This is a genomic window from Yimella radicis, from assembly GCF_054778255.1.
Genome location: NZ_BAAGZR010000007.1, coordinates 248,937 through 269,808, shown reverse-complemented (window position 1 = coordinate 269,808; position 20,872 = coordinate 248,937). Strand labels below are relative to the sequence as shown.

The following is a 20,872-nucleotide window of genomic DNA, read 5'->3' as shown; positions in this document are numbered from 1 at the left end:
TCAGTCGTCCTCGGCCGCATGCGCGGCCTTGGGTCCCATCCACCATGCGAGCCAACCCAGTGCGCCGAGCGGGATCTCGGCCACGTTGGTGAAGATCGCGTAGAGCAGGGCGCCGGCCGCGGCGGAGGTGTGGTCGGCGCCCCAACTACCCAGCACCAGGATGATGCCGGCCTCGGCCACGCCCAGACCCCCCGGGGTGATGCCGACGGCGCGCAGCAGGCTACCGATGGCGTACGCGGCAAACAGGTCGGTCACCGGCAGGTCCACACCGACCGCCCGCATGATCTGCCAGAAGAGCACGAACCAGATCAGCAGTTGTCCGACCACCCCGAGCGTCATCGGGAACCAACCACGCCGGGTGAGGGCGGACATCCGCGACTGTTGGTCGACGAGCAGGTGCTCGAGGCGCGGTTGGCGACCTTTGCGCACCCGAGCGATGAGCGGGCTGACTCGGCGGTCCAGCCAGGAGCCGAGCTTTCGGGTACGGACCGGGCTGGTGAGCGCGACGATGAAGCCGACCAGGAGCAGCAGGCCGGCGACCCCGCCCCACCAGGCGCCGTTGCTCACCGCCGGTGGGAGGTCGTGCTTGTTGCGGGAAACCAGCACGATCCCGAGGAGCGGCAAGGCGATCCGCGCCAGGACGTTCCACACACCGCTGACGATGAGACCGGTGGAGATGGCCCGTCGTTTGAATCCCCACGACCGCAGGATCACCCAACTGGCGGCGAGCGCCGTCGCACCGCCGCCGGGCATCGTGTTGGCGACGGCAGAGCCGGTGACGTTGACGATCGCGGCCCGCGTATGACTGATTCCCGGCCAGGACGCGGTGAGCGTGAAGGTGTAGATCCACAGGCCGGCCAGCATGAGCGCGGCGAATCCGAGTGAGGGGAGCAGACCGACCGTCTGCAGCCGAACTCCGATCTCCGTCCAGGTGGTCTTGGCCAGCCAGGGCAGCCCCCAGATGATGAGGGCGGCTGCCAGCCCCATGCCGAGCAGCGCGTTGACCGCGCTCTTCCAGGTGAACTTGGGCATCTCGGGCTGGACATCGATGGTGTCCTGCGCGAGTTCCATGTCGGGTTCGGTCATGCGAGCCCCGCGAAGACGTCCCGGGCGACCGGGCCCTCGTGGGCCGGGTCGACGAACCATTCGCGACCGAACACCAGGTCGTAGACCGGGCGCGGAATGCGAAGGAACGCCGCGAGCGTGCGGTCGCCGTCGTCCGCGGTTGCCTGGGACGCGTGCGCTGCCATCGCGGCGCGCTTGGCGGCGATGTGCCGGTGCACGTCGATTCGATGGGTGATGTTCTTGCGGGCGGTGAACGCCCGCTCGTAGACCTCGATGTCGAACGCGTCCGGGAAGGTGTAGACCTTCGACACAGCTTTGAGAGCGCCGACCAGAAGGTCGCGCGGAACGGTCGCCTCCAGCACCCGTTTCGTGCCCGCCATCTCGGCGGCGAGCGCACCGACCTCGTGCACCCGAACGTGGTCGCGGTGGCCGTAGCCGCCGCCCGGGTCGTAGCTGGTCAGGACGTCGGCGTCCTCCTCGTCGAGCACCTCGGCCAGCCGTCCGGCGGCCTCGTCCGCGGGCGCGGTGACGAACCCGTTGGCAGGAGCTTGGCCTTCCATCCCCGAATCGGCGTAACCGAGGTGGACGACACGGGCCACCCCGAGTGCGTCCGCGCTGCGCCGGAGTTCGGCGAGCCGGCGCGCGCCGAGCCCGCCGTCGTCCCGATATTCACCTGCCGCCAAACCGAGCCCCCCGTCGGTCGCTGTCACGAGCACCACCCGGTGCCCTGCGGCGGCGGCCTTGGCCATCGTGCCGCTTGTGAGCAGGGCTTCATCGTCAGGGTGTGCGTGGAACGTCACCAGTGTGTGCGACATCGCGGACATTCTCGCGCATGACATGCTTACGCCCGTGAAGGTGGCCCTGTTGTCGGACTGCTACCTGCCCAGGCTGGGCGGTATCGAGGTCCAAGTACACGATCTGGCCCGTCACCTCACCCGCGCCGGGCACGAGGTTGTCGCCTTCACCGCCACCCGCGAGCCGGGCCAGCGACGCAACGAACTCGAGATCATCGACGGTATCCCTGTGCACCGCTTGGCGATCCCGATGCCGCACGGCCTGCCGATCAACCCGCTCGCCCCGCCGACGTTGCGTCGTCTGCTGCGTGCGGGACAGTTCGATGTTGCCCACGTCCATATGGGGGTCGTTGCGCCGTTCTCGATGGACTGCGCCCGGGTCGCGCTCGACCTGGATCTGCCGACCGCCGTCACCTGGCACTCGCTGCACGCCCGGATGGAGGCGCCGATCCGCCTGGCGGGTTATGTCGCGCGGTGGGCCAAATCGGGTGCCGCGCTGTCTGCGGTCTCCGGTGTCGCGGCGGCGCCGGTGATGTCGCTGGCCGGGCTGCAGCACAAGGTCGCGATCCTGCCCAACGGCATCGACACCCAGCAGTGGGCACCGTTGCCGCGTGCGCCCAAGAGTCCGGACGAGCCGGTACGCATCGTGTCGGCGATGCGTCTGATGGGTCGCAAGCGCCCCCTCGAACTGCTCGACCTCGTGCACGAGGCACGCCGTCAGGTGCCGGACGTCGACGTTCGGCTCGAGGTACTGGGGGAGGGACCGCTGCGCGGAAAGGTCGAGAGCAAAGTGAGGCGCCTGCGTGCGCAGAACTGGTTCAGCGCGCCCGGACGAATGACGCGGATGCAGGTACAGGAGCGGTATCGCCTCTCCGACATCTACATCGCGCCGGCGGAGCTCGAGGCCTTCGGTATCGCGGCGCTCGAGGCACGGACCATCGGGCTCCCGATCGTGGCGCCGCGCAAGAGCGGGGTGTCGGAGTTCGTGGAGCATCGCGTCAATGGCCTGCTCGCGGGCGACGACGCCGGTATGTCGGACGCGCTCGTCCGGCTCCTCACCGACGTCTCGATGCGGGAGAAGATGATCGCGCACAACACGTCGGTGCTGCCGAAGGAGTCGTGGCCGAGCGTCGTGCAGATGGTCGAGGCGGAGTACGAGCGCGCGATCGAGCAGATGAACGAGCGCTAGAACAGACGCTCTTCCTTCACCTCACGGGGTTCTTCCAGGTCAAGCAGGAAACGCTTGCGATCCAGGCCCCAGTGGCCGGGGTAGTAGATGTTGACGATCGAGTCATCGTCCGCGACGATCGTCAGCTACCCGATGACGGACTCCAGTACACAGTGCTTCATGACGTGTAGACGCTGGAGCAGCCTCGGATGTGAGTCGGTCTGAATCGTCGGAACCGCTTTCGTTTGGACCCGTTGCGTTGTCTACTGGGGTATGTCCTTCGTCCGCCCGCTGGTCGCCGACTCGTGGCGCCGTTCGCTCGACGCCGGCGTTCGCGCGAGCGAGGAGCAGGCACCGCTGGTGCTCAGTGGCGGCTCGCTCGAGGACTATCGCCGCGCGCATCCGCTGTGGCGCGCGATGCCGGTGCTGCACGACGTGCTCGAACAGGCGATCGTCGATTGCGATGCGCTGTTGGCGGTGGCCGACGAGAACGGGCAGTTGCTGTTCGTTCGGGGGAGCAACGACGCGCTCGACAAGGCGGAGCGGATCGGTTTCGCAGAGGGTGCCTCCTGGGACGAGCGGGTGGTCGGCACGAACGCGCCCGGCACCGCGATCGCGCTCGGCGAGCCGGTCGTCGTCCGCCAGCAGGAACATTTCCTGGAGTCGGTGCACCGCTGGTCGTGCGTTGCGGTGCCGATCCGCGACCCGCACAGCGGCGGGGTCATCGGTGCCGTCGACGTCACCGGCGCAGACCACATCGTCGTCCCGCAGACGATGGCGATGCTGCGTGCCGCGGCCCGATTGGCCGAGATGGAGTTGCACCGCATCGGTTCGCCGGCCCCCACCGGGGTGCGTCTCAGCGGGCTCGGGGTCGACTCGGCGGTGGTGTCCGTCGGCGAGCGCACGGTCGCTTTGAGCCCACGCCACAGCGAGATCGTCACCCTGCTGGCCGGTCGCCCCGACGGCATGTCGGGCGATGAGATCGCCTGCGGCCTCTACGAGTTCGAGTCGGGTCGATCGACCGTGCGGGCCGAACTGCAACGGCTGCGGACGGTGCTCGGCGACGACCTGTTCGCCTCCCGGCCCTATCGACTGCTCATGCCGGTGCACAGCGACTGGTCGGTCGTGCTCGACCTGTTGGAGCGGGGCGACGTCGCCGGAGCCGTGCAGCGATACCGCGGCCCGTTGCTGCCGCGCTCGGACGCACCGGGCGTCGTCGAACTGCGCGAGCGGGTGCATGCGGCGCTCGCAGCCGCGGTGCGGTCGAGCGGACGCAGCGACCTGCTGATGTCGTGGACGCGGCACCCTTGGGGAGCCGACGACCACGAGGCGTGGGCCGCCCTCGCCGGCTTGCTACCGATCGGGTCACCGATGCGCTCGGTGGCGCAGGCGCACCTCCAACGTCTGGCCTGACCCGGCTTCTACCGTCGGCGGGATGCCCGCGTTCCGCTGATCGGACCGCCCGACGAAGGCGGCGCAGATGTTGCAACGTCGATGCAACGTCGACGTGATTAGCATCACACTCATCGCACCAACAACGACGATGGGAGACAGCGATGCCTGTGTTCGAGCGCCCCGGCACGTCCGGTTCGAAGATCAAGGTCGAGGACCGATACGGCCACTACATCGGCGGCGAGTTCGTCCCGCCCAAGAAGGGCGAGTACTTCGACAACTACGCCCCGCAGACCGGCCAGGTGTTCACCCAGGTGGGTCGAGGCACCGCCGAGGACATCGAAGCTGCGCTCGACGCGGCCCACAACGCGGCCGACTCGTGGGGACGCACGTCCGCCACCGACCGCTCCAACATTCTGCTGAAGATCGCCGACGTCATGGAGGCGAACCTCGAGGACATCGCGGTCATCGAGTCCTGGGACAACGGCAAGGCCGTGCGCGAGACGCTCGCCGCCGACATCCCGCTCGCGATCGACCACTTCCGCTACTTCGCCGGAGCGCTGCGCGGCCAGGAGGGCAGCATCAGCGAGATCGACGAGAACACGATCGCCTACCACTTCCACGAGCCGCTGGGCGTCGTCGGCCAGATCATCCCGTGGAACTTCCCGATCCTGATGGCGGTGTGGAAGCTTGCCCCGGCGCTCGCCGCCGGCAACGCGGTCGTGTTGAAGCCGGCCGAGCAGACCCCGTGGTCGATCCTCAAGCTCGCCGAACTCATCGGTCCCCTGCTTCCCCCGGGCGTGCTCAACATCGTCAACGGGTTCGGCACCGAGGCCGGCAAGCCGCTGGCCTCCAGCCCGCGCATCGCCAAGATCGCCTTCACCGGCGAGACCACGACCGGCCGGCTGATCATGCAGTACGCCAGCCAGAACATCATCCCGGTGACCCTGGAGCTCGGTGGCAAGTCGCCGAACATCTTCTTCGACAGCGTCGCCTCGCAGAACGACGCGTTCTATGACAAGGCGCAGGAGGGCTTCGCAATGTTCGCCCTCAACCAGGGCGAGATCTGCACCTGTCCCTCGCGCGCGCTCGTCCAGAGTTCGATCTACAGCGACTTCATGAAGGACGCTGTTGCTCGCGTCGAGAAGATCAAGATGGGCAACCCGCTCGACACCGAGACCACGATGGGTGCGCAGGCGTCCAACGATCAGCTCGAGAAGATCAAGAGCTACCTCGACATCGGCAAGCAGGAGGGCGCGAAGGTGCTCACCGGCGGGGACGTCGCCTCGCTCGGGGGCGATCTCGACGGCGGCTACTACGTGCAGCCGACCGTGTTCGAGGGCGACAACTCGATGCGGATCTTCCAGGAGGAGATCTTCGGGCCGGTCGTCTCGGTCACCAGCTTCGACGAGGAGGCCGACGCGCTGAAGACCGCCAACGACACCCTGTACGGCTTGGGTGCCGGCGTGTGGTCGCGCGACGGCGCGCAGGCTTACCGGATGGGCCGCGGCATCAAAGCCGGACGCGTCTGGACCAACTGTTACCACGCCTACCCGGCGCACGCCGCGTTCGGTGGCTACAAGCAGTCCGGCATCGGCCGCGAGAACCACAAGATGATGCTCGATCACTACCAGCAGACGAAGAACCTGCTCGTGTCCTACTCCCCGGACGCGCTCGGATTCTTCTGAGCCGACGACCCGCCCTGATGCCCCGGTAGCAGGCCTCGCGCCTGTTACCGGGGCCATCCCGTCCTCGGACGCATGCCCGCACCTCAAGGAGAAGGAAACCGGATGAGCACCGAATCGAAGGTTGCCAAGGCGGTGAACGATGTCGACTGCGTCGCGTTCACCGACGCGGCCGCACAACTCGTGGCGAAACTGGTCGATCGCAACGGACCGGTGATGTTCCACCAGTCCGGCGGATGCTGCGACGGCAGCGCCCCCATGTGTTACCCGGTCGGCGACTTCATGATCGGCGACGTCGACGTGCTGCTGCAGCGGGTGCAGCTGCCCGGCGTCGCCGAACCGGTCCCGTTCTACATGAGCTCCTCGCAGTACGAGTACTGGAAGCACACTCACCTCACAGTCGACGTCGTGCCGGGACGCGGCAGCGGATTCTCGCTCGAGGCGCCCGAAGGAGTGCGCTTCCTCATCCGGTCGCGAATGTTCGACGAAGACGAACTGCGCGGTCTCGGACTGCTGTGAATCGGGTGGCCGGCACGCAGCGGGGCCTGTCGAAGTTCCAGGCCCCGGAAGTTGTCTTCGGCCCCGGTTCCATCGACGAAGCGGGGTTCGCGGCGGGACGTATGGGCGCCCGCCGACCGTTCGTCGTCACCGATCCCGGCATCGTCGCGGCGGGCTGGGCCGACCGGTTGATCGACCTGTTGCGCGCCGCCGGGCTCGACCCGCAGGTCTGGAGTGCGGTCAGCCAGAACCCCAAGGACCACGAGGTTCGGGCAGCCTACGAGCACTACCGCAGCCGCGGCGCCGACGTCATCGTCGGCATCGGTGGCGGCTCGGTGATGGACGCCGCGAAGGGCGTCGCAGTCGTCGCGGGCAACGGCGGCGACATCCTCGACTTCATCGGCGTCGATCAGATGGCGCACCCGCTCCCGCCGACGCTGATGATCCCGACGACGGCCGGCACCGGTGCGGACGTCTCGCAGTTCTGCATCGTCACCGACACCAAACGCTCGGTGAAGGTGACGATCATGGGCCGGACGCTGGTGCCTGAGGTGTCGATCACCGACCCCGACCTGCTGGTCACCATGCCGGCCTGGCTGACCGCCGCGACCGGGCTCGACGCCCTTACCCACGGCATCGAGGCATACGTCTCGCTGGCGCACAACCCGATCGCCGACCTGCATGCGCTCGCCGCGGTCGAAGGGGTCTGCACCCACCTGCGGTCGATGTTTCGGCAGCCCATCGACACCGAGTCGGGTGCCGGCATGGCACAGGCGAGCCTGAACGCCGGACTTGCGTTCAGCAACGCGATCCTCGGCGCTACCCACGCGATGAGTCACCAGGTCGGCGGCCTACTCGACGCACCGCACGGCGTCATCAACGGAGTGCTGCTGCCGCACGTGATTCGCTTCAACGCGCCGTGCCACCGGTTCGTGCAGCTCGCGCGGGCGGCGGGCCTGCCCGATGCGCGCGACGGCGCGCAGGCCGCAGAGTTCCTCGCCACCTGCGTCGAAGAACTCGGTCGTGACCTCGGCGTGCCGACCGGGCTTGCCGGGCTCGGCGTGAGCGCGCAGAACATCCCGACCCTGGCCCGCACCACCTTGCAAGACGCCTGCCTGACGACCAACCCGCGCCCGGCGTCGCAGGAGCAGATCGAGGCGTTGTTCGAGGCTGCGTTGTGATCAACGAACTCGATTCACTCACCGGCATCCGGTCGGGCAAGCGTTCCTACTACCGCGAATACGTGCGGTCCGACGAACGGCTGCACGGCACGCTTCGGGCGATGGACGCGATCTCCCAGGCGGTCGTGCGCACTGTCGAGGGCCCGCGTGAGTTGCTGCAGGAGGTCGTCGAGGCCGCGCGCAGCCACCTCGACGCCGACTGGGCCCTGCTGCTGATCGGCGGGGGAGAGTTCCCCGGCGCCCGTCCGCGGGTGCTCATGGCGCCGCGCGACGGCGACGTCGTGATCGAGGAGTACGGCCTTCCGCTGGAGGTGCGCCGCGAGGTCGGGGCGGTGCGCGGTGGTGCCGTGCCCGGCGACCGGGCCCAATGCGTCCGCGCTCCGATGATGCTCGAGGGTCGCGTCGTCGGCACGTTGTCGGCCCGACACCGGCTGCCGGAGGAGCCGGCCGACGCCGACATCGCTGTGCTGCGCATCCTGGCCAACCAGGCGGCGGTTTCGCTGCACACGTCCGAGCAGTTCCAAGCCGGACTGCTGCTGCACCGACGGGCGCAACGCCTCAACGCCGAAACCGAGGCGCAGCGACGCGACCTCAACGAACGAGACACCGCGTTGCGCCACGCAGAACACCGACTGCAGGTTGCCGCGCAGCGCGAGTTGGTGGAGGAGGAGCGTCAGCGGATCGCGCGCGAGTTGCACGACACCGTCACCCAGCAGGTGCTCTCAGTGGGAATGGCCCTGGAGATCGCTCGTGGTGACGCGGCCGCGTTGCCGGGCGGCGACACTCTTGGCGAACGTCTGGCGGGCACCCGCGACGTCGCCGGTCACGCGGTCGAGCAGCTGCGGCAGGCGATCTTTGCCCTGCGTCAGCCTCACAGCGACCGGGTGCAGTCGTTGGCCGAACTGCTCGAAGCGCTCGTCTTGCAGCACGTCGGGCCGCTGACCTTGCGCTTCCGGGTGGAGGGCGTCGAGGTGGAGGTGCCCGAGCAGGCACGACACGACCTGGTGCGCGCGGTCGGCGAAGCTTTGTTCAACGTCACCGTGCACGCTCAGGCGACCCGTGCCTACGTCCGATTGGTTTATCGCACAGGCGAATTGCGATTGATCGTCGCCGACGACGGCGACGGTGACCCGGCGCGTCTGCGCCGTCACCTCCGTCTCGCGCGCCGCACACCCGGCGACGGACGCCATCGCGGCCTGGCGAACATGGCGGAACGGGCAGAACGCCTGGGCGGAGCAATGAATGTGCGTCGCGCGCGCCTGGGAGGGGTGCGGATCGAGTTCCGCGTGCCGCTGCCAGTGATCATGACGCCGAGGGCGGCCAGCCCCGTAGGGAAGGAACAGTGATGAACGGACTGACGCCGACGACCGGCGAGCGCACGATCACCGTCGTGCTCGTCGACGACCATGCGGTCGTGCGGCAGGGCCTGCGCGCGATCCTCGAACGCGAGGACGACCTGTCGGTGGTCGCAGAGGCGTCGGACGCGCGCGAGGCGCTCGCCGTCGTGCGGCACACCGACCCGGCGGTCGTTGTGCTCGATCTCAAACTCACCACCCAGCAGGACGCCGACGGCATCGACCTGTGCAGCGACCTGATCGCGGCCCATCCCGGGCTTGCCGTGCTGGTGTTCAGCACCTTTGTCGACGACCAACTCGTGCTCGCCGCGGTGCGCGCGGGGGCCCGCGGATACGTGGTCAAGGACGTCGACACGTCCGGCCTCATCAAGGCGATCCGCGACGTGCACCGAGGCGGCAGCGCGTTCGATCCGCGTAGCGCAGCGGCGATGGTGCGCGGCGTGACCGCGCCGGCCGTCGAGGACACCAGCAAGATGACCAAACGAGAACTCGAAGTGCTCGCGCTGCTGGCCCACGGGCACTCCAACAAAGCGATCGGCAAGATGCTTTTCATCTCCGAGGCGACCGCGAAGTTTCACGTCGCCAACATCCTGCACAAGCTCGGTGTCTCCCGGCGCGCCGAAGCGGTCTACGCCGCGAGCAAGCTCGGCGTGATCTGACGACCAGCGAAAGGCGCCGGAACGCAGCGGGATTCAGCGGTCGATGACGAGCCAGCCACCGTGGTGCTCGTGCACCTCGAAGCACAGGCCGGTCTGCGCACCGAGCTCGGCGAGGTCGGCTGGGCCGATCGTGCGCACATGCCCGAAGGTCTCGTCGGCGACGTCTTCGTAGGGCACCCCGACGATCACTCGGCGGTCGGCCAGCCGCACCGCTTCGTCGAGCACCCGGCGCCCGTGCTCGGTGTCGACGTGTTCCAACAGGTGCACCGCGAGCACGGTGTCGACGCTGCGATCGGCGGCCGGCACATGCCCCGCGTCGGCCACCACGGTGGCGACCCGTGCGCCGAGCCGGGGAGCGACCGCACCGAGTAACTGCATGGTGCCCACGCTGAGGTCGGACGCGGTCACGTCCAGCCCCTGCGCGGCCAGCCGCAGGGCGAGAAATCCGAAGCAGCTGCCGAGTTCGTGCACCGAGTCGCCGAGCACGAGTTCGACGGCGTGGTCGTGCACCGGCCGGAATTCCTCTATCGCGCCACCAGGTCGTGCACCAGGAATCGACTCCTGACGAATCGTGTTGCGGTAGAACGATTCCCACGCAGTCAGTGGGTCGTCGGCGCAGGTCAACACGATGCCGGTGAACAACCGTTCGAACAGCTCGGGGCCACGCACCCAGCCCGGTTCGAACAGCTCGGTGTGCAGCAAGCCGGTCAGATCCTCGTCGAGATCGTCGACGCTCAGCTGGTGGGTGATCGCCAAGGGCTCACCGGCGTGCACCGTGAAGTGCGAGGTGTGCACGATCTCTCGGCCGGGCGGAGCCGGACCGCGGATCACCGTGACGCAGTCGTCGCGGTAGACCCCGCCGGGCGCCGAGCGCAGCGGGGACAAGATGTCCTGCGAGGTGTCCATCGCGCCCTCACGCCGGGGTGTGGATGCGATGGGAGAGGTCCTCCAGGCCGCCGAGTCCGCGCACGACCTGCACCCGGTCGCAGTACTCCGCGTAGAGCGGCAGGTCGCAGCGTCCGAGGCGCCAAGAGAACCTCGGCTCGGGCGTAAGCCACAACGTGCTGCGAGCACGCCGGGAGATCTCCTCGAAGGCGCGCAGGCCGGGGTCGTGCCCGTTGCCGCGTCCGTCTCCGAGCATGACGACCGTGGTGCGGTGGTTGAGCGCTGAGCCGTAGTCCTCCAGGAAGGTCTCGAAGACCGAGCCGTAGTCGGAGTCGGCGTCGACATCGATCGGTCCACCGCCGTCCGGGCCGGCCATGACGAGTTCCAGAGCACGGTCGAGGCGATGTTCGGCGAACAGGTCGGTGACCTCGGCGATGTCGGCAACGAAGCCGAAGGTGCGCACCGAGCTCACCAGCGATTGCAGGCTCTGCACCACCTGCAGGGTGAAGGCCGAGGTCGCGCGCACCGACAGCGACACATCGGCCAGCAGCAGCAGACGCGGGCGGTCGTGCGTCTTCGCGACGGTGATCGGCCGGAACGGAACGCCGTCGTACTTCATGTTTTGCCGCATGGTGCGGGCGGCGTCGACGGTGCCCGCCGCGCTGGTGCGGCGGCGCGCCCGCGGCGCACCGTGCAACCCGCGGATGAGGCGGCGCAGGTGGTCCTCGATCTCGGCTCGCTCCTGCTCGTGCAAGAGTTCGGCGCGGGCCGCGTCCTGGGCGCGCTCCTCGATCTCGGGGGCGGCGGCCAGTAAGCGTTCGAGGTGTTCGCGCAGCCGCTCGGGCAAGCCGGCGAGCAGCGGCGCGAGCTGCTCGCGCAGTGCCCTCAGGTCGGAGTCGCCGGCCGGACCCTCGTCGGGCAGGTCGCTCTCGGCGAGCCAGCCGAGTAGCGCCATCTCCTGGGCGACGCTGAGTTGTGCGTCGACCTCCAGCCCGGCGCGGTCGGTCAGCCTGCCGGGCAACCCCGGGTTCTGCAGCCGCCGGGTCGTCAGCTGCACCCGGGCGGCCTCGCCGCGCGGGTCGCTCTGGTCGTTCGACAACACGATCTCGTCGGTCGCCGAGGCCATGTCGAGCTTGTTGGCCTCCTGGTGCAGGTTGTACGACTGGGCGAGGTCCTCGCGGCGGAAGTAGTCGCGGATGTCGTCGGGCGCACCGTGCGAGTGGCCCTGTTGCGGGCTGTCGCCGGGGTCTTCACCGAGGGTGAACTGGTGAAGATCGCCGCTGTCGCTCAGGTCGTCGTGCGCGTGGCCGTGCTCTTCCGGCGCGGCCACGACCGCGCGCAGACCGAAGAACGCGGCGAAGACGTCCTGGAAAATCTCCAGGTCGCGGCGGTCTTTCACCAGGGTCACGCGCAGCGCGGACTCCAGCAGCTCGCGGTCGCCCAGCATGCCCGGTTGGGTCGCTGCCTGCAGCGCGTCGATGGTCTCCGCGACGCTGATCCGCATCCCGAACAACCGCAGCAACCGGACGAACCGGTGGATGGCACCCTGCACGGCGCGCCCCGATCAGAAGGTCCGACGGCGGGCCGTGCGGCGGGTGTCACGACCCGGATCGCCGTAGATGCCCTTGCCGTGGCGGCCCGGCTTGTCCTTCGCCGCCCGCACGGCGGAACCGTCCGGATCGGACGCGTAGGCAGAGTGATCGTGGTCGTGATCCCCATCCGAGTGGTCGTGGTCGTGGTCGCCGTGCCCGTGGCCATGCCCGTGGCCATGCCCGTGCCCGTGGGTGGGCAACTCCTCGGGCACCGTGGCGTTCGGGTCGACCAGCCGGGGGATCGCCTTGCGGGCCTCACTGACATCGCGCTCGTACTTCACGACGATGTTCAAGGTGTCGGACAGCACCTTCGACGACAGTTCGGACGCGCCGAGCACCGCCAGTGTGCGCGCCCAGTCGATCGTCTCGGAAATGCTCGGTGCCTTCCGTAGGTCGAGCTCGCGCAGGCCGCGCACCACCTCGACCAGCTGACTGGCCAGTGCGTCATCGAGGCCGGTGTCCTTGGAGCGGATGATGTCGAGTTCGCGTTCGGCGTCGGGGTAGTCGAGGAACAGGTGAAGGCAGCGGCGCTTGAGCGCGGCCGACAGGTCACGGGTGTTGTTGGAGGTGAGGATGACGTAGGGCTGGTGCTTGGCCCGCACCGTGCCGACCTCGGGGATCGAGATCTGGAACTCCGCGAGCAACTCCAGCAGCACGGCCTCGAGGGCTTCGTCGGCGCGGTCGACCTCGTCGATGAGCAGCACGACGGGGTCGGGGGAGAGCACCGCTTCGAGCAAGGGACGTTGGGCCAGGAAGCGTTCGGAGAAGAACACGCTGTCGTGGGTGGCGATGCGGTCGACGGCCTCGTCGATGGTGCGGGTGTCACCGACGAGCTCGGTGATCTTCTCGCGCAGGATCTGGGTGTAGAGCAGTTGCTTGCCGTAGTCCCACTCGTACAGTGCCTTCGACTCGTCCTGACCCTCGTAGCACTGCAGGCGCAGCAACCGGCGTCCGGTGACCTGCGCGAGGGACGACGCAAGCTGGGTCTTGCCGACACCGGCCGGCCCCTCGATCAGCAGCGGTTTGTCTAGTCGGGTCTGCAAGAACACCGTGGTGGCGAGTGCGTCATCGGCGAGGTAGCCGCCGGCGTTCAATCGGTCTTTGGTGTCCTGCACGTCAACGAACTGCAGGTCGGTCCCGGTGCTGTCGGTGCTGTCGGGGTCGGTGCTCTTGCTGCTCACGGCGGTCACGTTTGCTCCTTGGCCATGCAGGTCGGGTAGCGGGTGGGGCTGTCGGGTCCGCGGGATGATCGCCGCGGACCCGACAGAGTGGGGGCGGACGGTTAGCCGAGCAGGTCGTCCAGGTCGCCGTTCATGCAGTGGTCGACCACCGGCGAAACGGTCTCGAAGGTGCACTCCCGCAGGTTGCCGGGGGTGCAAGCGTCGCCGAGGACGTGGTTGGTGACGCGCTCGACATCGGCCTTGTCACCCTTGATGACCTTGGCCTTCTCGTAGTACTTCGTCGGGCCAGTGCCGAGACGGTTCTTGGAGTAGCTGTCGGCCGTGACGTCGACGAAACGCTCCGGGATGGCCACATCGCGTAGCAACCGGATCGATGCGGCCAGCGCGGCCTCGGCCGCTTGCACATCGGTCATGCCGTGCGTGTCGATGTTCATCGCGCGAGCGATATCGGCGAACTTCTTGTAGCTGGCCGACATGTTGAACGCCCAGACGCGGGGCAACGCGATCGCGTTGTTGAGTCCGTGGTGGGTGTCGTAGAACGCGCTGACCGCGTGGCTTATCGAGTGGATGATGCCGAGGCCACCGGAGTTGAACGCCTGGGCGGCGATGTACTGGGCGTACATCATGCCCTCGCGGCCGCGCAGGTCCTGGCCGTTCCAGGTGGCTGCGCGCAGGTTCTCCTCAGTCAGCTTGATCGCGTGCAGCGCGTTGCCGAGCGAGGGTTGGAAGTCCAGGCGCGACAGGTACGGCTCACTGGCGTGCGCGAGCACGTCGAACCCGCACTGTGCGGTGTAGTCGGTCGGGCAGTCGAAGTAGAGCACCGGATCGTCGACGGCCAGCGAAGCCACACTGGCGTCGTCGAACGCGACGTACTTGTGCGGGTTGTTCGGGTCGGTCGTGGTGTCGGTAATGACGTAGGCCCACGAGGTTTCCGAACCGGTGCCGGCCGTGGTCGACACGGCGATGTGCGGCGGGTTGTTCGGGTTCTCGGACATGTTGAAGCCCTCGAACTCGTTGACGCTGCGCCCGTCGTGAGCGACCGAGATGCGGGCACCCTTGCAGGCGTCGTGGCTCGAGCCGCCACCGATGGAGACGAACGAGTCGCACTTGTTCTCTTGGTACAGCGCCACGGCGTCCATGACGTTGTAGTCCTTGGGGTTCGACTCGACCTTGTCGTAAACGACGACCTCGAGGCCGTGGTACTTCAGCGACTCGACGATCTTGTGGACGATGTCGGTGCCGCGCAGGCCCGAGGTCATCACCAACGTCTTCTTGAAACCCATCTTGAGGGCTTCTGGCCCGATCATCTCGTGGGCACCTGGGCCCATGAGAGCCCGCGGGAACGGATGGAATTCCTTGATCGGGAACGGCTTGAGCAACTCGTCGACCTGCATGGGCGACCTCCTTGTCGGCAGTGAACGGCTCGGACGCTAGGTCGTCGGCGGGCGCCGGAACAGACGAGGACGCGAAGACTGGCCACAGTCGTCGGGTCGTGCGCTGACCGCCCGGGGAGTGCCCCACCTCACCGGTCGGACAGGTGGGTCGCCGGGACCTGCCCGAATGGGTAGGTGCAACTGTCCGGTACGCGGGTTCGGCTGCGGCACAAGCGGTTCTAGCGTCGAATCACGGCGCACCGACCGGTGCGGCGAGTCGAACGGAAGGCGATCATCATGAACGAGGAGATCGACCGCAACGAGGATCTCGACCTCGCCGAGGTTGTCGAGGACAGCCTTGTGGAGGACGTCTCCATCGACGGAATGTGCGGCGTCTACTGATGTTGCACGAGCGATGGGCGCTGAGCGGGTCGGTTGCCTTGCGGCCCGAACCGTTCGGCGCCCTCGCGTACGACTTCACCTCTCGCCGGCTCAGCTTCTTGAAGTCGCCCCGGCTGGTTCGGGTGGTGGAGTCGCTGCGCGAGAGCCAAGACGTTGCCGCGGCACTGACCGGGGCCGGGGTGCCCGAAGAACAGTGGCCGCAGTACGAATCCGCACTCCGCCAACTCGCCGACCGCGGGATGCTCACCAGCCGAGGGAGCCAGTCATGACCCAACTTGCCGAACGACCGACAGAATCCGTCGGACGTCTCGTCGACCGTTTCGAACACGGCCTCGACGCACCGATCTGCTTGACGTGGGAGCTCACCTACGCGTGCAACCTGTCGTGCGTGCACTGCCTGTCCTCCAGCGGACGCCGCGACCCGCGCGAGCTGTCGACCGAGGAGTGCAAGGCACTCATCGACACCTTCCAGCGGATGCAGATCTTCTACGTCAACATCGGCGGCGGTGAGCCCACCATCCGCAGCGACTTCTGGGAGTTGGTGCAGTACGCCGTCGACCACCAGGTCGGAGTGAAGTTCTCCACCAACGGTTTTCGGATCACCCCCGAGCGCGCGCAGTACCTCGCGTCGTCCAACTACATCGACGTGCAGTTGTCGCTCGACGGTGCCACGGCCGAGGTCAACGACCCGATCCGCGGCGCGGGCACCTACGAAGCCTGCATGCGGGCGTTGCAGAACCTGGCCGATGCCGGGATGAAGGACATGAAGATCTCGGTCGTGTGCACCCGCACGAACATCGACCAGCTCGACGAGTTCAAGGCGATCGCCGACAAGTACGGCGCCCAGTTGCGATTGACCCGGCTGCGCCCCTCGGGTCGCGGCGCCGACGTCTGGGACGAGCTGCACCCGTTGCCGCACCAGCAGCGCCAGCTGTACGACTGGCTGGTCGCCAATGGCGAGAACGTGCTCACCGGCGACTCCTTCTTTCACCTCTCTGCCTACGGCGAGGCGCTACCGGGCCTCAACCTGTGCGGTGCCGGACGAGTGGTGTGCCTGGTCGACCCGATCGGGGACGTCTACGCGTGCCCGTTCGCGATCCACGACCGCTTCAAGGCGGGCAACGTGCGCGAAGGCGGCTTCGACACCGTCTGGACCCAGGCGCCGCTGTTCAAGCAGCTGCGGGAACCGTCGGGCGGCGGCGCGTGCGCGTCCTGCTCCGCCTACGACACCTGCCGTGGTGGTTGCATGGCGGCGAAGTTCTTCACCGGCCTACCCCTCGATGGCCCCGACCCCGAATGCGTCAGGGGCAACGCCGGGACCCCGGGCGATGAGCGCCCCGCGCCGTCCGGTGACCACTCGCACAAGGGGCCGGTGCGCAATGCACCGGTGCCGGTGACGATCAACCGACGTCCGCCGCGCAGCGCGTGCGACGAGAACCCGGTGTCGGAGTTGCTGGCGCCGTGAGCCGCACCCGACCGGCACCGCGACTCGAGGCGATCAGCTCGGCGCGCGTCGAACAGCTCGATCGCCCCTGGTTGTTGGTGCCTGTCGGGTCGACCGAACAACACGGACCGCACCTGCCGTGCGGCACCGACAGCCTGGTGGCCCGGACGGTGGCCGCCCGGGTGGCGGCGCGACTCAGCGAGTCGGGGGAGCGGGTGGTTGTGGCTCCCGGCATCGACTACGGCTCGTCCGGGGAGCACGAAGACTTCGCCGGCACCATCTCGATCGGCACCGAGGCGCTGCGCCTGCTGTTGGTCGAGCTCGTGCGGTCGGCGTCGCGCTGGGCGGGTGCCACCGTGCTGGTCAACGGGCACGGTGGCAACCTCGACGCCGTACGATCGGCCGTGCGCCTGCTGCGCACCGAGGGCCGCTCGGTGGCCTGGGTGCCCGGCGGCCCCGCCGGGCGCGACGCACATGCCGGACACACCGAGACCGCCATGATGCTCGCGCTGCGGCCCGACCAGGTCGCAATGGACCGCGCGACCGCGGGCTGCACCGATCCGTTGCCGCAGGTGCTCGAACGGTTGCGCCGCGAGGGCGTGCGCGCGGTGTCACCGACGGGCGTGCTCGGCGACCCGCGCGGCGCCTGCGCCGCCGAAGGGGCGGGCCTGCTCGACGGTGTCGTCGAGGAGATCGTGCGCCGGCTGCGGGCAGTGCACGTCGACGCCGACGGCATGTTGGCCAGAGCAGAGACCGTCGCATGAGCCTCGCCGTCGTTACCGGAGCCGCTCGCGGCATGGGCGCCGCGACCGTCTCCCGACTCGTCGCACGCGGTTGGACGGTGCTGGCGCTCGACGCCTGCCTCGGCGACAGCGAGCCGGGCGCCGTGCAGGCGACTCAGGCCGACCTCGATGCCGTGGTCGCCGCGCATCAGGGCCGGGCGATCGGCGCCGTCGTCGACGTGCGCTCACCCGAGTTGCTGCGCGACGCAATCGATCACGCGGTCGTCGAGCACGGACCTTTGGTGGCCGTCGTGGCCGCGGCGGCCATCATCGACGGTGGCGACGACCTGTGGCTGACCGAACCGGGCGTGCTCGATCGGCTCTGGGAGACCGACCTGGTCGGCGTCTTGAACACCGCCGCCGCGACCGTGCCGCATCTGCTGGCCGCAGCCGAAGCAGGGCAGCAACCGACCTTTTGCGCGATCGCCTCCGCCGCCGGTCACCGGGGCCTGTGGCACCTCGGCGCCTACTGCATCGTCAAGCACGCGGTCGTCGGGCTGGTGCGTGGGCTGGCCGCTGACCTGCACGGACGAGGCGTCACCGTGGTCGGCGTCTCGCCGGGATCGACCGACACCGACATGCTCACCGCCACCGCCGGGCTCTACGGACTCAGCGATGTCGCCGAACTCGCGCAGCGGCAGACCACCGGTCGCCCGCTGAGCGCCGACGAACTCGCCGGCGTCGTCGATGCGGCCTGCACCCTCGGACCGGCCGTGCACGGTTCGGTGCTCGACGCGAGTGCGGGGATGCGATGAGCGGCCCGACGACGTGCGCGCTGCCGGTCGGCACCCGGGTGCGCCTTACCTCGACGGTCACCCGTTGCCACGGCGGCGACGTGCTCTTCTGCACCCGCAGCGGCGCGATGGTGCGACTGCGCTCGAAGGCGCGCGACCTGCTCGCCGGACGCGACGAGATCTTGGTTAGCGACAAGGTCAGTGCCACGCTCGCGCGCGCCCTGCTCGACCGCGGCTTGGCCGACCCGATGTGGGACGACGATGCGCTGACCGAGTCGCTCGACGTGACCGTCGTGATCCCGGTGCGCGATCGCCGGACGGCGCTGGTACGCCTACTCGCGGCGCTGCCCGCGGTGGGTGCGGTCATCGTGGTCGACGACGGGTCGACCGATGCCGACGCGCTGCGCACGATCGCGCAGGAGTGGGACGCGCAACTGGTGCGTCACGACGTCTCCCAGGGTCCATCGGCGGCCCGTAATTCCGGTCTGCGACAGGCGGTTACGCCGTACGTCGCGTTTCTCGACTCCGACGTCGTACCCGACGCCGGCTGTCTGGCTGCACTTGCGCGCGAGTTGCGCGACCCGGCGGTCGCGCTGGTCGCCCCGCGGGTGCTCGCCCTCCCAGTCGACCGACCGGGCTGGGTCGCTCGTTACGAAGACGTGCACTCCTCCCTTGACCTCGGCAAGACCCCCGGACGCGTCGCGCCCGGCACCCGCTTGTCCTACGTGCCGAGTGCGGCTCTGCTCGCCCGGCGCGATGCGCTCGGCGACGGCTTCGACGCCGACATGCGCGTAGCCGAAGACGTCGACCTCGTCTGGCGGCTGCATCGCGCCGGCTGGGTCGTGCGCTACCAGCCAGCCGCGCTGGTGCGCCACGAGCACCGAATTCGGTGGGGGGAGTGGGTGACTCGTAAGGCCTTCTACGGCACGGGCGCGGCGCCGCTGGCTCTGCGGCACGGCGACCGTGTCGCACCCTTGCGGCTCGCGCCGCTGCCCACCGCCGCGGTGCTCGGAGCCGCCACGTTGACACGTCCGGGCGCTGCGCTCGCCGCCACCGCGGTCGCCGCGCAGCTTGCGGTCACCTCACGTCGGTTGCGCCAGGCCGGCGCCCCGTCGGCAACTTGGGCCCTGACCGGGATGAGCCTGGCCACCACCGGCGCCCAACTCGGCGCCTCCTTGAACCGGCACCACTGGCCGCTGGCCGTGGCCGGCGCGGCCTGCTCGCGCCGCGTCCGGTGGTGGTGGGCGATCGCCGCGGTGACCGACGCGGTGACTGACCACCGCCGTACGCACAGCACCCTTGACCTGCCCCGGCACCTGCTCGCGCGTCGTCTCGACGACCTCGCCTACGGCGCCGGTGTCTGGTGGGGCGCCGCACGATCACACACCCTCGGCCCGCTGCTGCCGGCCGGGCTCCGACGACAGCACACACAGAAGGGAGACCCGTGATGGGTCAGCACAAGTGGTTCGAGACGGTCGCCGTCGCGCAGGAGCGCGCCAAGAAGCGACTGCCGAAGTCGGTCTACAAGGCGTTGCTGGCCGGCAGCGAGAAGGGCGTGACCTACGCCGACAACCTCGCTGCGTTCTCCGAGTTGGGGTTCGCCCCGCATGTCGTCGGCGCACCCGCCGAACGCCAGCTCGCCACCCAGATTTTCGGCCAGTCGGTGTCGATGCCGGTGATGATCTCGCCCACCGGAGTGCAAGCCGTGCACCCGGACGGTGAGGTAGCGGTGGCTCGTGCCGCGGCCGCACGCGGCGTGGCGATGGGTCTGTCGTCGTTCGCCAGCAAGCCGATCGAGGAGGTCGTCGCCGCCAACCCGCAGACCTTCTTCCAGATGTACTGGATGGGCGACCGTGATTCGATGGTGCGCCGGATGGACCGGGCCCGCGCAGCCGGCGCCGTCGGCCTCATCGCCACGACCGACTGGTCGTTCTCCAACGGGCGCGACTGGGGAAGCCCGATCATCCCGCAGGCGATGGACCTCAAGACGATGGTGACGCGCGCGCCCGAAGCGCTGCTTCGGCCGAACTGGTTCGCACAGTTCGCCCGCACCGGGCGTCCGCCGGAGTTGTCCGCGCCAAACCTGACCGAGGCCGGCAAGCCGGCGCCCGGCTTCTTCGAGGCCTACTACGAATGGATGCAGACGCCGCCGCCCACCTGGGACGACATCGCCTGGATGGTGCAGCAGTGGGGTGGCACCTTCGTGCTCAAGGGTGTCGGACGGGTCGACGACGCGCTGCGCGCGGTCGATGCCGGTGTCACCGGCATCTCGGTGTCGAACCACGGCGGCAACAACCTCGACAGCACGCCCGCCTCGATCCGGTCGTTGGAGGCGATCGCGGCGACCGTCGGTGACCAGATCGACGTCGCCCTCGACGGCGGTGTGCGCCGCGGCAGCGACGTCGTCAAGGCGCTCGCGCTCGGTGCGAAGACGACGCTCATCGGCCGTGCCTACCTGTGGGGGCTGAGCGCCGGCGGTCAGGCGGGCGTCGAGAACGTGCTCGACGTGATCCGCGGTGGCATCGAGTCGACGATGATGGCGATCGGACGCAGCGACGTGCACGACATCTCCCGCGACGACGTGTTGGTGCCCGAGGGTTTCGCGCGGTCACTGACGGCGGACGAGGTGAGCGCCGGTCCCGCGGTAGCGCACCGTTCGACGGCCGGCTGAGTCCGCGCTCA

Annotated in this window: 20 protein-coding genes; 14 read left to right on the top strand and 6 right to left on the bottom strand. The window is 68.8% G+C overall.

Annotated features, from left to right (window positions below; all coding sequences use genetic code 11):
• Together ACYU8W_RS05805 and ACYU8W_RS05800 are read right to left on the bottom strand one after the other, a co-directional pair.
• On the bottom strand, positions 1–1,086 hold the full coding sequence (locus ACYU8W_RS05805) for a lysylphosphatidylglycerol synthase transmembrane domain-containing protein (protein WP_499467414.1): 1,086 nt from the start codon (positions 1,084–1,086) through the stop codon (positions 1–3).
• Positions 1,083–1,880 carry a PIG-L deacetylase family protein gene (locus ACYU8W_RS05800; protein WP_499467412.1) on the bottom strand — a complete coding sequence of 266 codons (798 nt, stop codon included), beginning with the start codon at positions 1,878–1,880 and terminating at the stop codon, positions 1,083–1,085. Before ACYU8W_RS05800 ends, ACYU8W_RS05805 begins: the two co-directional genes overlap by 4 nt.
• A gap of 22 nt (positions 1,881–1,902) precedes the next feature.
• Here ACYU8W_RS05800 and ACYU8W_RS05795 point away from each other — a divergent pair, with 22 nt between their 5' ends.
• The 7 genes from ACYU8W_RS05795 (at position 1,903) to ACYU8W_RS05765 (ending at position 9,797) form a co-directional block, all read left to right on the top strand.
• Positions 1,903–3,048, top strand: a complete 1,146-nt coding sequence (locus ACYU8W_RS05795) for a glycosyltransferase family 4 protein (RefSeq protein WP_499467410.1) — start codon at positions 1,903–1,905, stop codon at positions 3,046–3,048.
• 252 nt (positions 3,049–3,300) lie between these two features.
• Entirely contained in the window at positions 3,301–4,440 is a 1,140-nt protein-coding gene (locus ACYU8W_RS05790; RefSeq protein WP_499467408.1) for a GAF domain-containing protein, read from the top strand.
• A gap of 143 nt (positions 4,441–4,583) precedes the next feature.
• On the top strand, positions 4,584–6,107 hold the full coding sequence (exaC, locus tag ACYU8W_RS05785; RefSeq protein WP_129625940.1) for an acetaldehyde dehydrogenase ExaC: 1,524 nt from the start codon (positions 4,584–4,586) through the stop codon (positions 6,105–6,107).
• A gap of 102 nt (positions 6,108–6,209) precedes the next feature.
• Positions 6,210–6,623 (top strand): DUF779 domain-containing protein, encoded by a 414-nt coding sequence (locus ACYU8W_RS05780; RefSeq protein WP_141929151.1) that lies wholly within the window; start codon positions 6,210–6,212, stop codon positions 6,621–6,623.
• Positions 6,624–6,628: 5 nt separating this feature from the next.
• Entirely contained in the window at positions 6,629–7,783 is a 1,155-nt protein-coding gene (locus tag ACYU8W_RS05775) for an iron-containing alcohol dehydrogenase (protein ID WP_499467406.1), read from the top strand.
• A complete protein-coding gene (locus tag ACYU8W_RS05770; protein ID WP_499467404.1) occupies positions 7,780–9,129 on the top strand; it encodes a GAF domain-containing sensor histidine kinase in 1,350 nt (449 codons plus the stop codon). Before ACYU8W_RS05775 ends, ACYU8W_RS05770 begins: the two co-directional genes overlap by 4 nt.
• Positions 9,129–9,797, top strand: coding sequence for a MadR family response regulator transcription factor (locus ACYU8W_RS05765; protein ID WP_499467402.1), 669 nt, complete (start codon positions 9,129–9,131; stop codon positions 9,795–9,797). The genes ACYU8W_RS05770 and ACYU8W_RS05765 overlap by 1 nt, the downstream gene beginning before the upstream one ends.
• 33 nt (positions 9,798–9,830) lie before the next feature.
• Here the strand turns inward: ACYU8W_RS05765 and mftM are convergent, their stop codons facing one another.
• The 4 genes from mftM to mdo form a co-directional block, all read right to left on the bottom strand.
• Positions 9,831–10,703: a mycofactocin oligosaccharide methyltransferase MftM gene (gene mftM / locus ACYU8W_RS05760; protein WP_499467400.1), complete on the bottom strand. Its 873-nt coding sequence runs from the start codon at positions 10,701–10,703 to the stop codon at positions 9,831–9,833.
• Positions 10,704–10,710: 7 nt separating this feature from the next.
• Positions 10,711–12,234 (bottom strand): VWA domain-containing protein, encoded by a 1,524-nt coding sequence (locus tag ACYU8W_RS05755; RefSeq protein WP_499467398.1) that lies wholly within the window; start codon positions 12,232–12,234, stop codon positions 10,711–10,713.
• Between the two features lie 12 nt (positions 12,235–12,246).
• The gene (locus tag ACYU8W_RS05750) at positions 12,247–13,464 is read right to left on the bottom strand and encodes an AAA family ATPase (protein WP_499467396.1); all 1,218 of its coding nucleotides are present in this window, start codon (positions 13,462–13,464) and stop codon (positions 12,247–12,249) included.
• Between the two features lie 92 nt (positions 13,465–13,556).
• Positions 13,557–14,849, bottom strand: coding sequence for an NDMA-dependent methanol dehydrogenase (mdo, locus tag ACYU8W_RS05745; RefSeq protein WP_499467394.1), 1,293 nt, complete (start codon positions 14,847–14,849; stop codon positions 13,557–13,559).
• 276 nt (positions 14,850–15,125) lie between these two features.
• Here mdo and mftA point away from each other — a divergent pair, with 276 nt between their 5' ends.
• The 7 genes from mftA to mftD are packed head-to-tail and all read left to right on the top strand — an operon-like array spanning position 15,126 to position 20,861.
• Positions 15,126–15,230, top strand: coding sequence for a mycofactocin precursor MftA (gene mftA / locus ACYU8W_RS05740; protein ID WP_141929144.1), 105 nt, complete (start codon positions 15,126–15,128; stop codon positions 15,228–15,230).
• The gene (mftB, locus tag ACYU8W_RS05735) at positions 15,230–15,499 is read left to right on the top strand and encodes a mycofactocin biosynthesis chaperone MftB (protein WP_141929143.1); all 270 of its coding nucleotides are present in this window, start codon (positions 15,230–15,232) and stop codon (positions 15,497–15,499) included. Before mftA ends, mftB begins: the two co-directional genes overlap by 1 nt.
• A complete protein-coding gene (gene mftC / locus ACYU8W_RS05730; RefSeq protein ID WP_141929142.1) occupies positions 15,496–16,695 on the top strand; it encodes a mycofactocin radical SAM maturase in 1,200 nt (399 codons plus the stop codon). The genes mftB and mftC overlap by 4 nt, the downstream gene beginning before the upstream one ends.
• On the top strand, positions 16,692–17,438 hold the full coding sequence (gene mftE / locus ACYU8W_RS05725) for a mycofactocin biosynthesis peptidyl-dipeptidase MftE (RefSeq protein ID WP_246092488.1): 747 nt from the start codon (positions 16,692–16,694) through the stop codon (positions 17,436–17,438). The genes mftC and mftE overlap by 4 nt, the downstream gene beginning before the upstream one ends.
• Positions 17,435–18,211, top strand: a complete 777-nt coding sequence (locus tag ACYU8W_RS05720; RefSeq protein WP_499467391.1) for a mycofactocin-coupled SDR family oxidoreductase — start codon at positions 17,435–17,437, stop codon at positions 18,209–18,211. The genes mftE and ACYU8W_RS05720 overlap by 4 nt, the downstream gene beginning before the upstream one ends.
• On the top strand, positions 18,208–19,638 hold the full coding sequence (gene mftF, locus ACYU8W_RS05715) for a mycofactocin biosynthesis glycosyltransferase MftF (RefSeq protein ID WP_499467389.1): 1,431 nt from the start codon (positions 18,208–18,210) through the stop codon (positions 19,636–19,638). The genes ACYU8W_RS05720 and mftF overlap by 4 nt, the downstream gene beginning before the upstream one ends.
• Positions 19,638–20,861 carry a pre-mycofactocin synthase MftD gene (gene mftD, locus ACYU8W_RS05710; protein ID WP_499467387.1) on the top strand — a complete coding sequence of 408 codons (1,224 nt, stop codon included), beginning with the start codon at positions 19,638–19,640 and terminating at the stop codon, positions 20,859–20,861. Before mftF ends, mftD begins: the two co-directional genes overlap by 1 nt.
• The last annotated feature ends 11 nt before the right edge of the window (positions 20,862–20,872 follow it).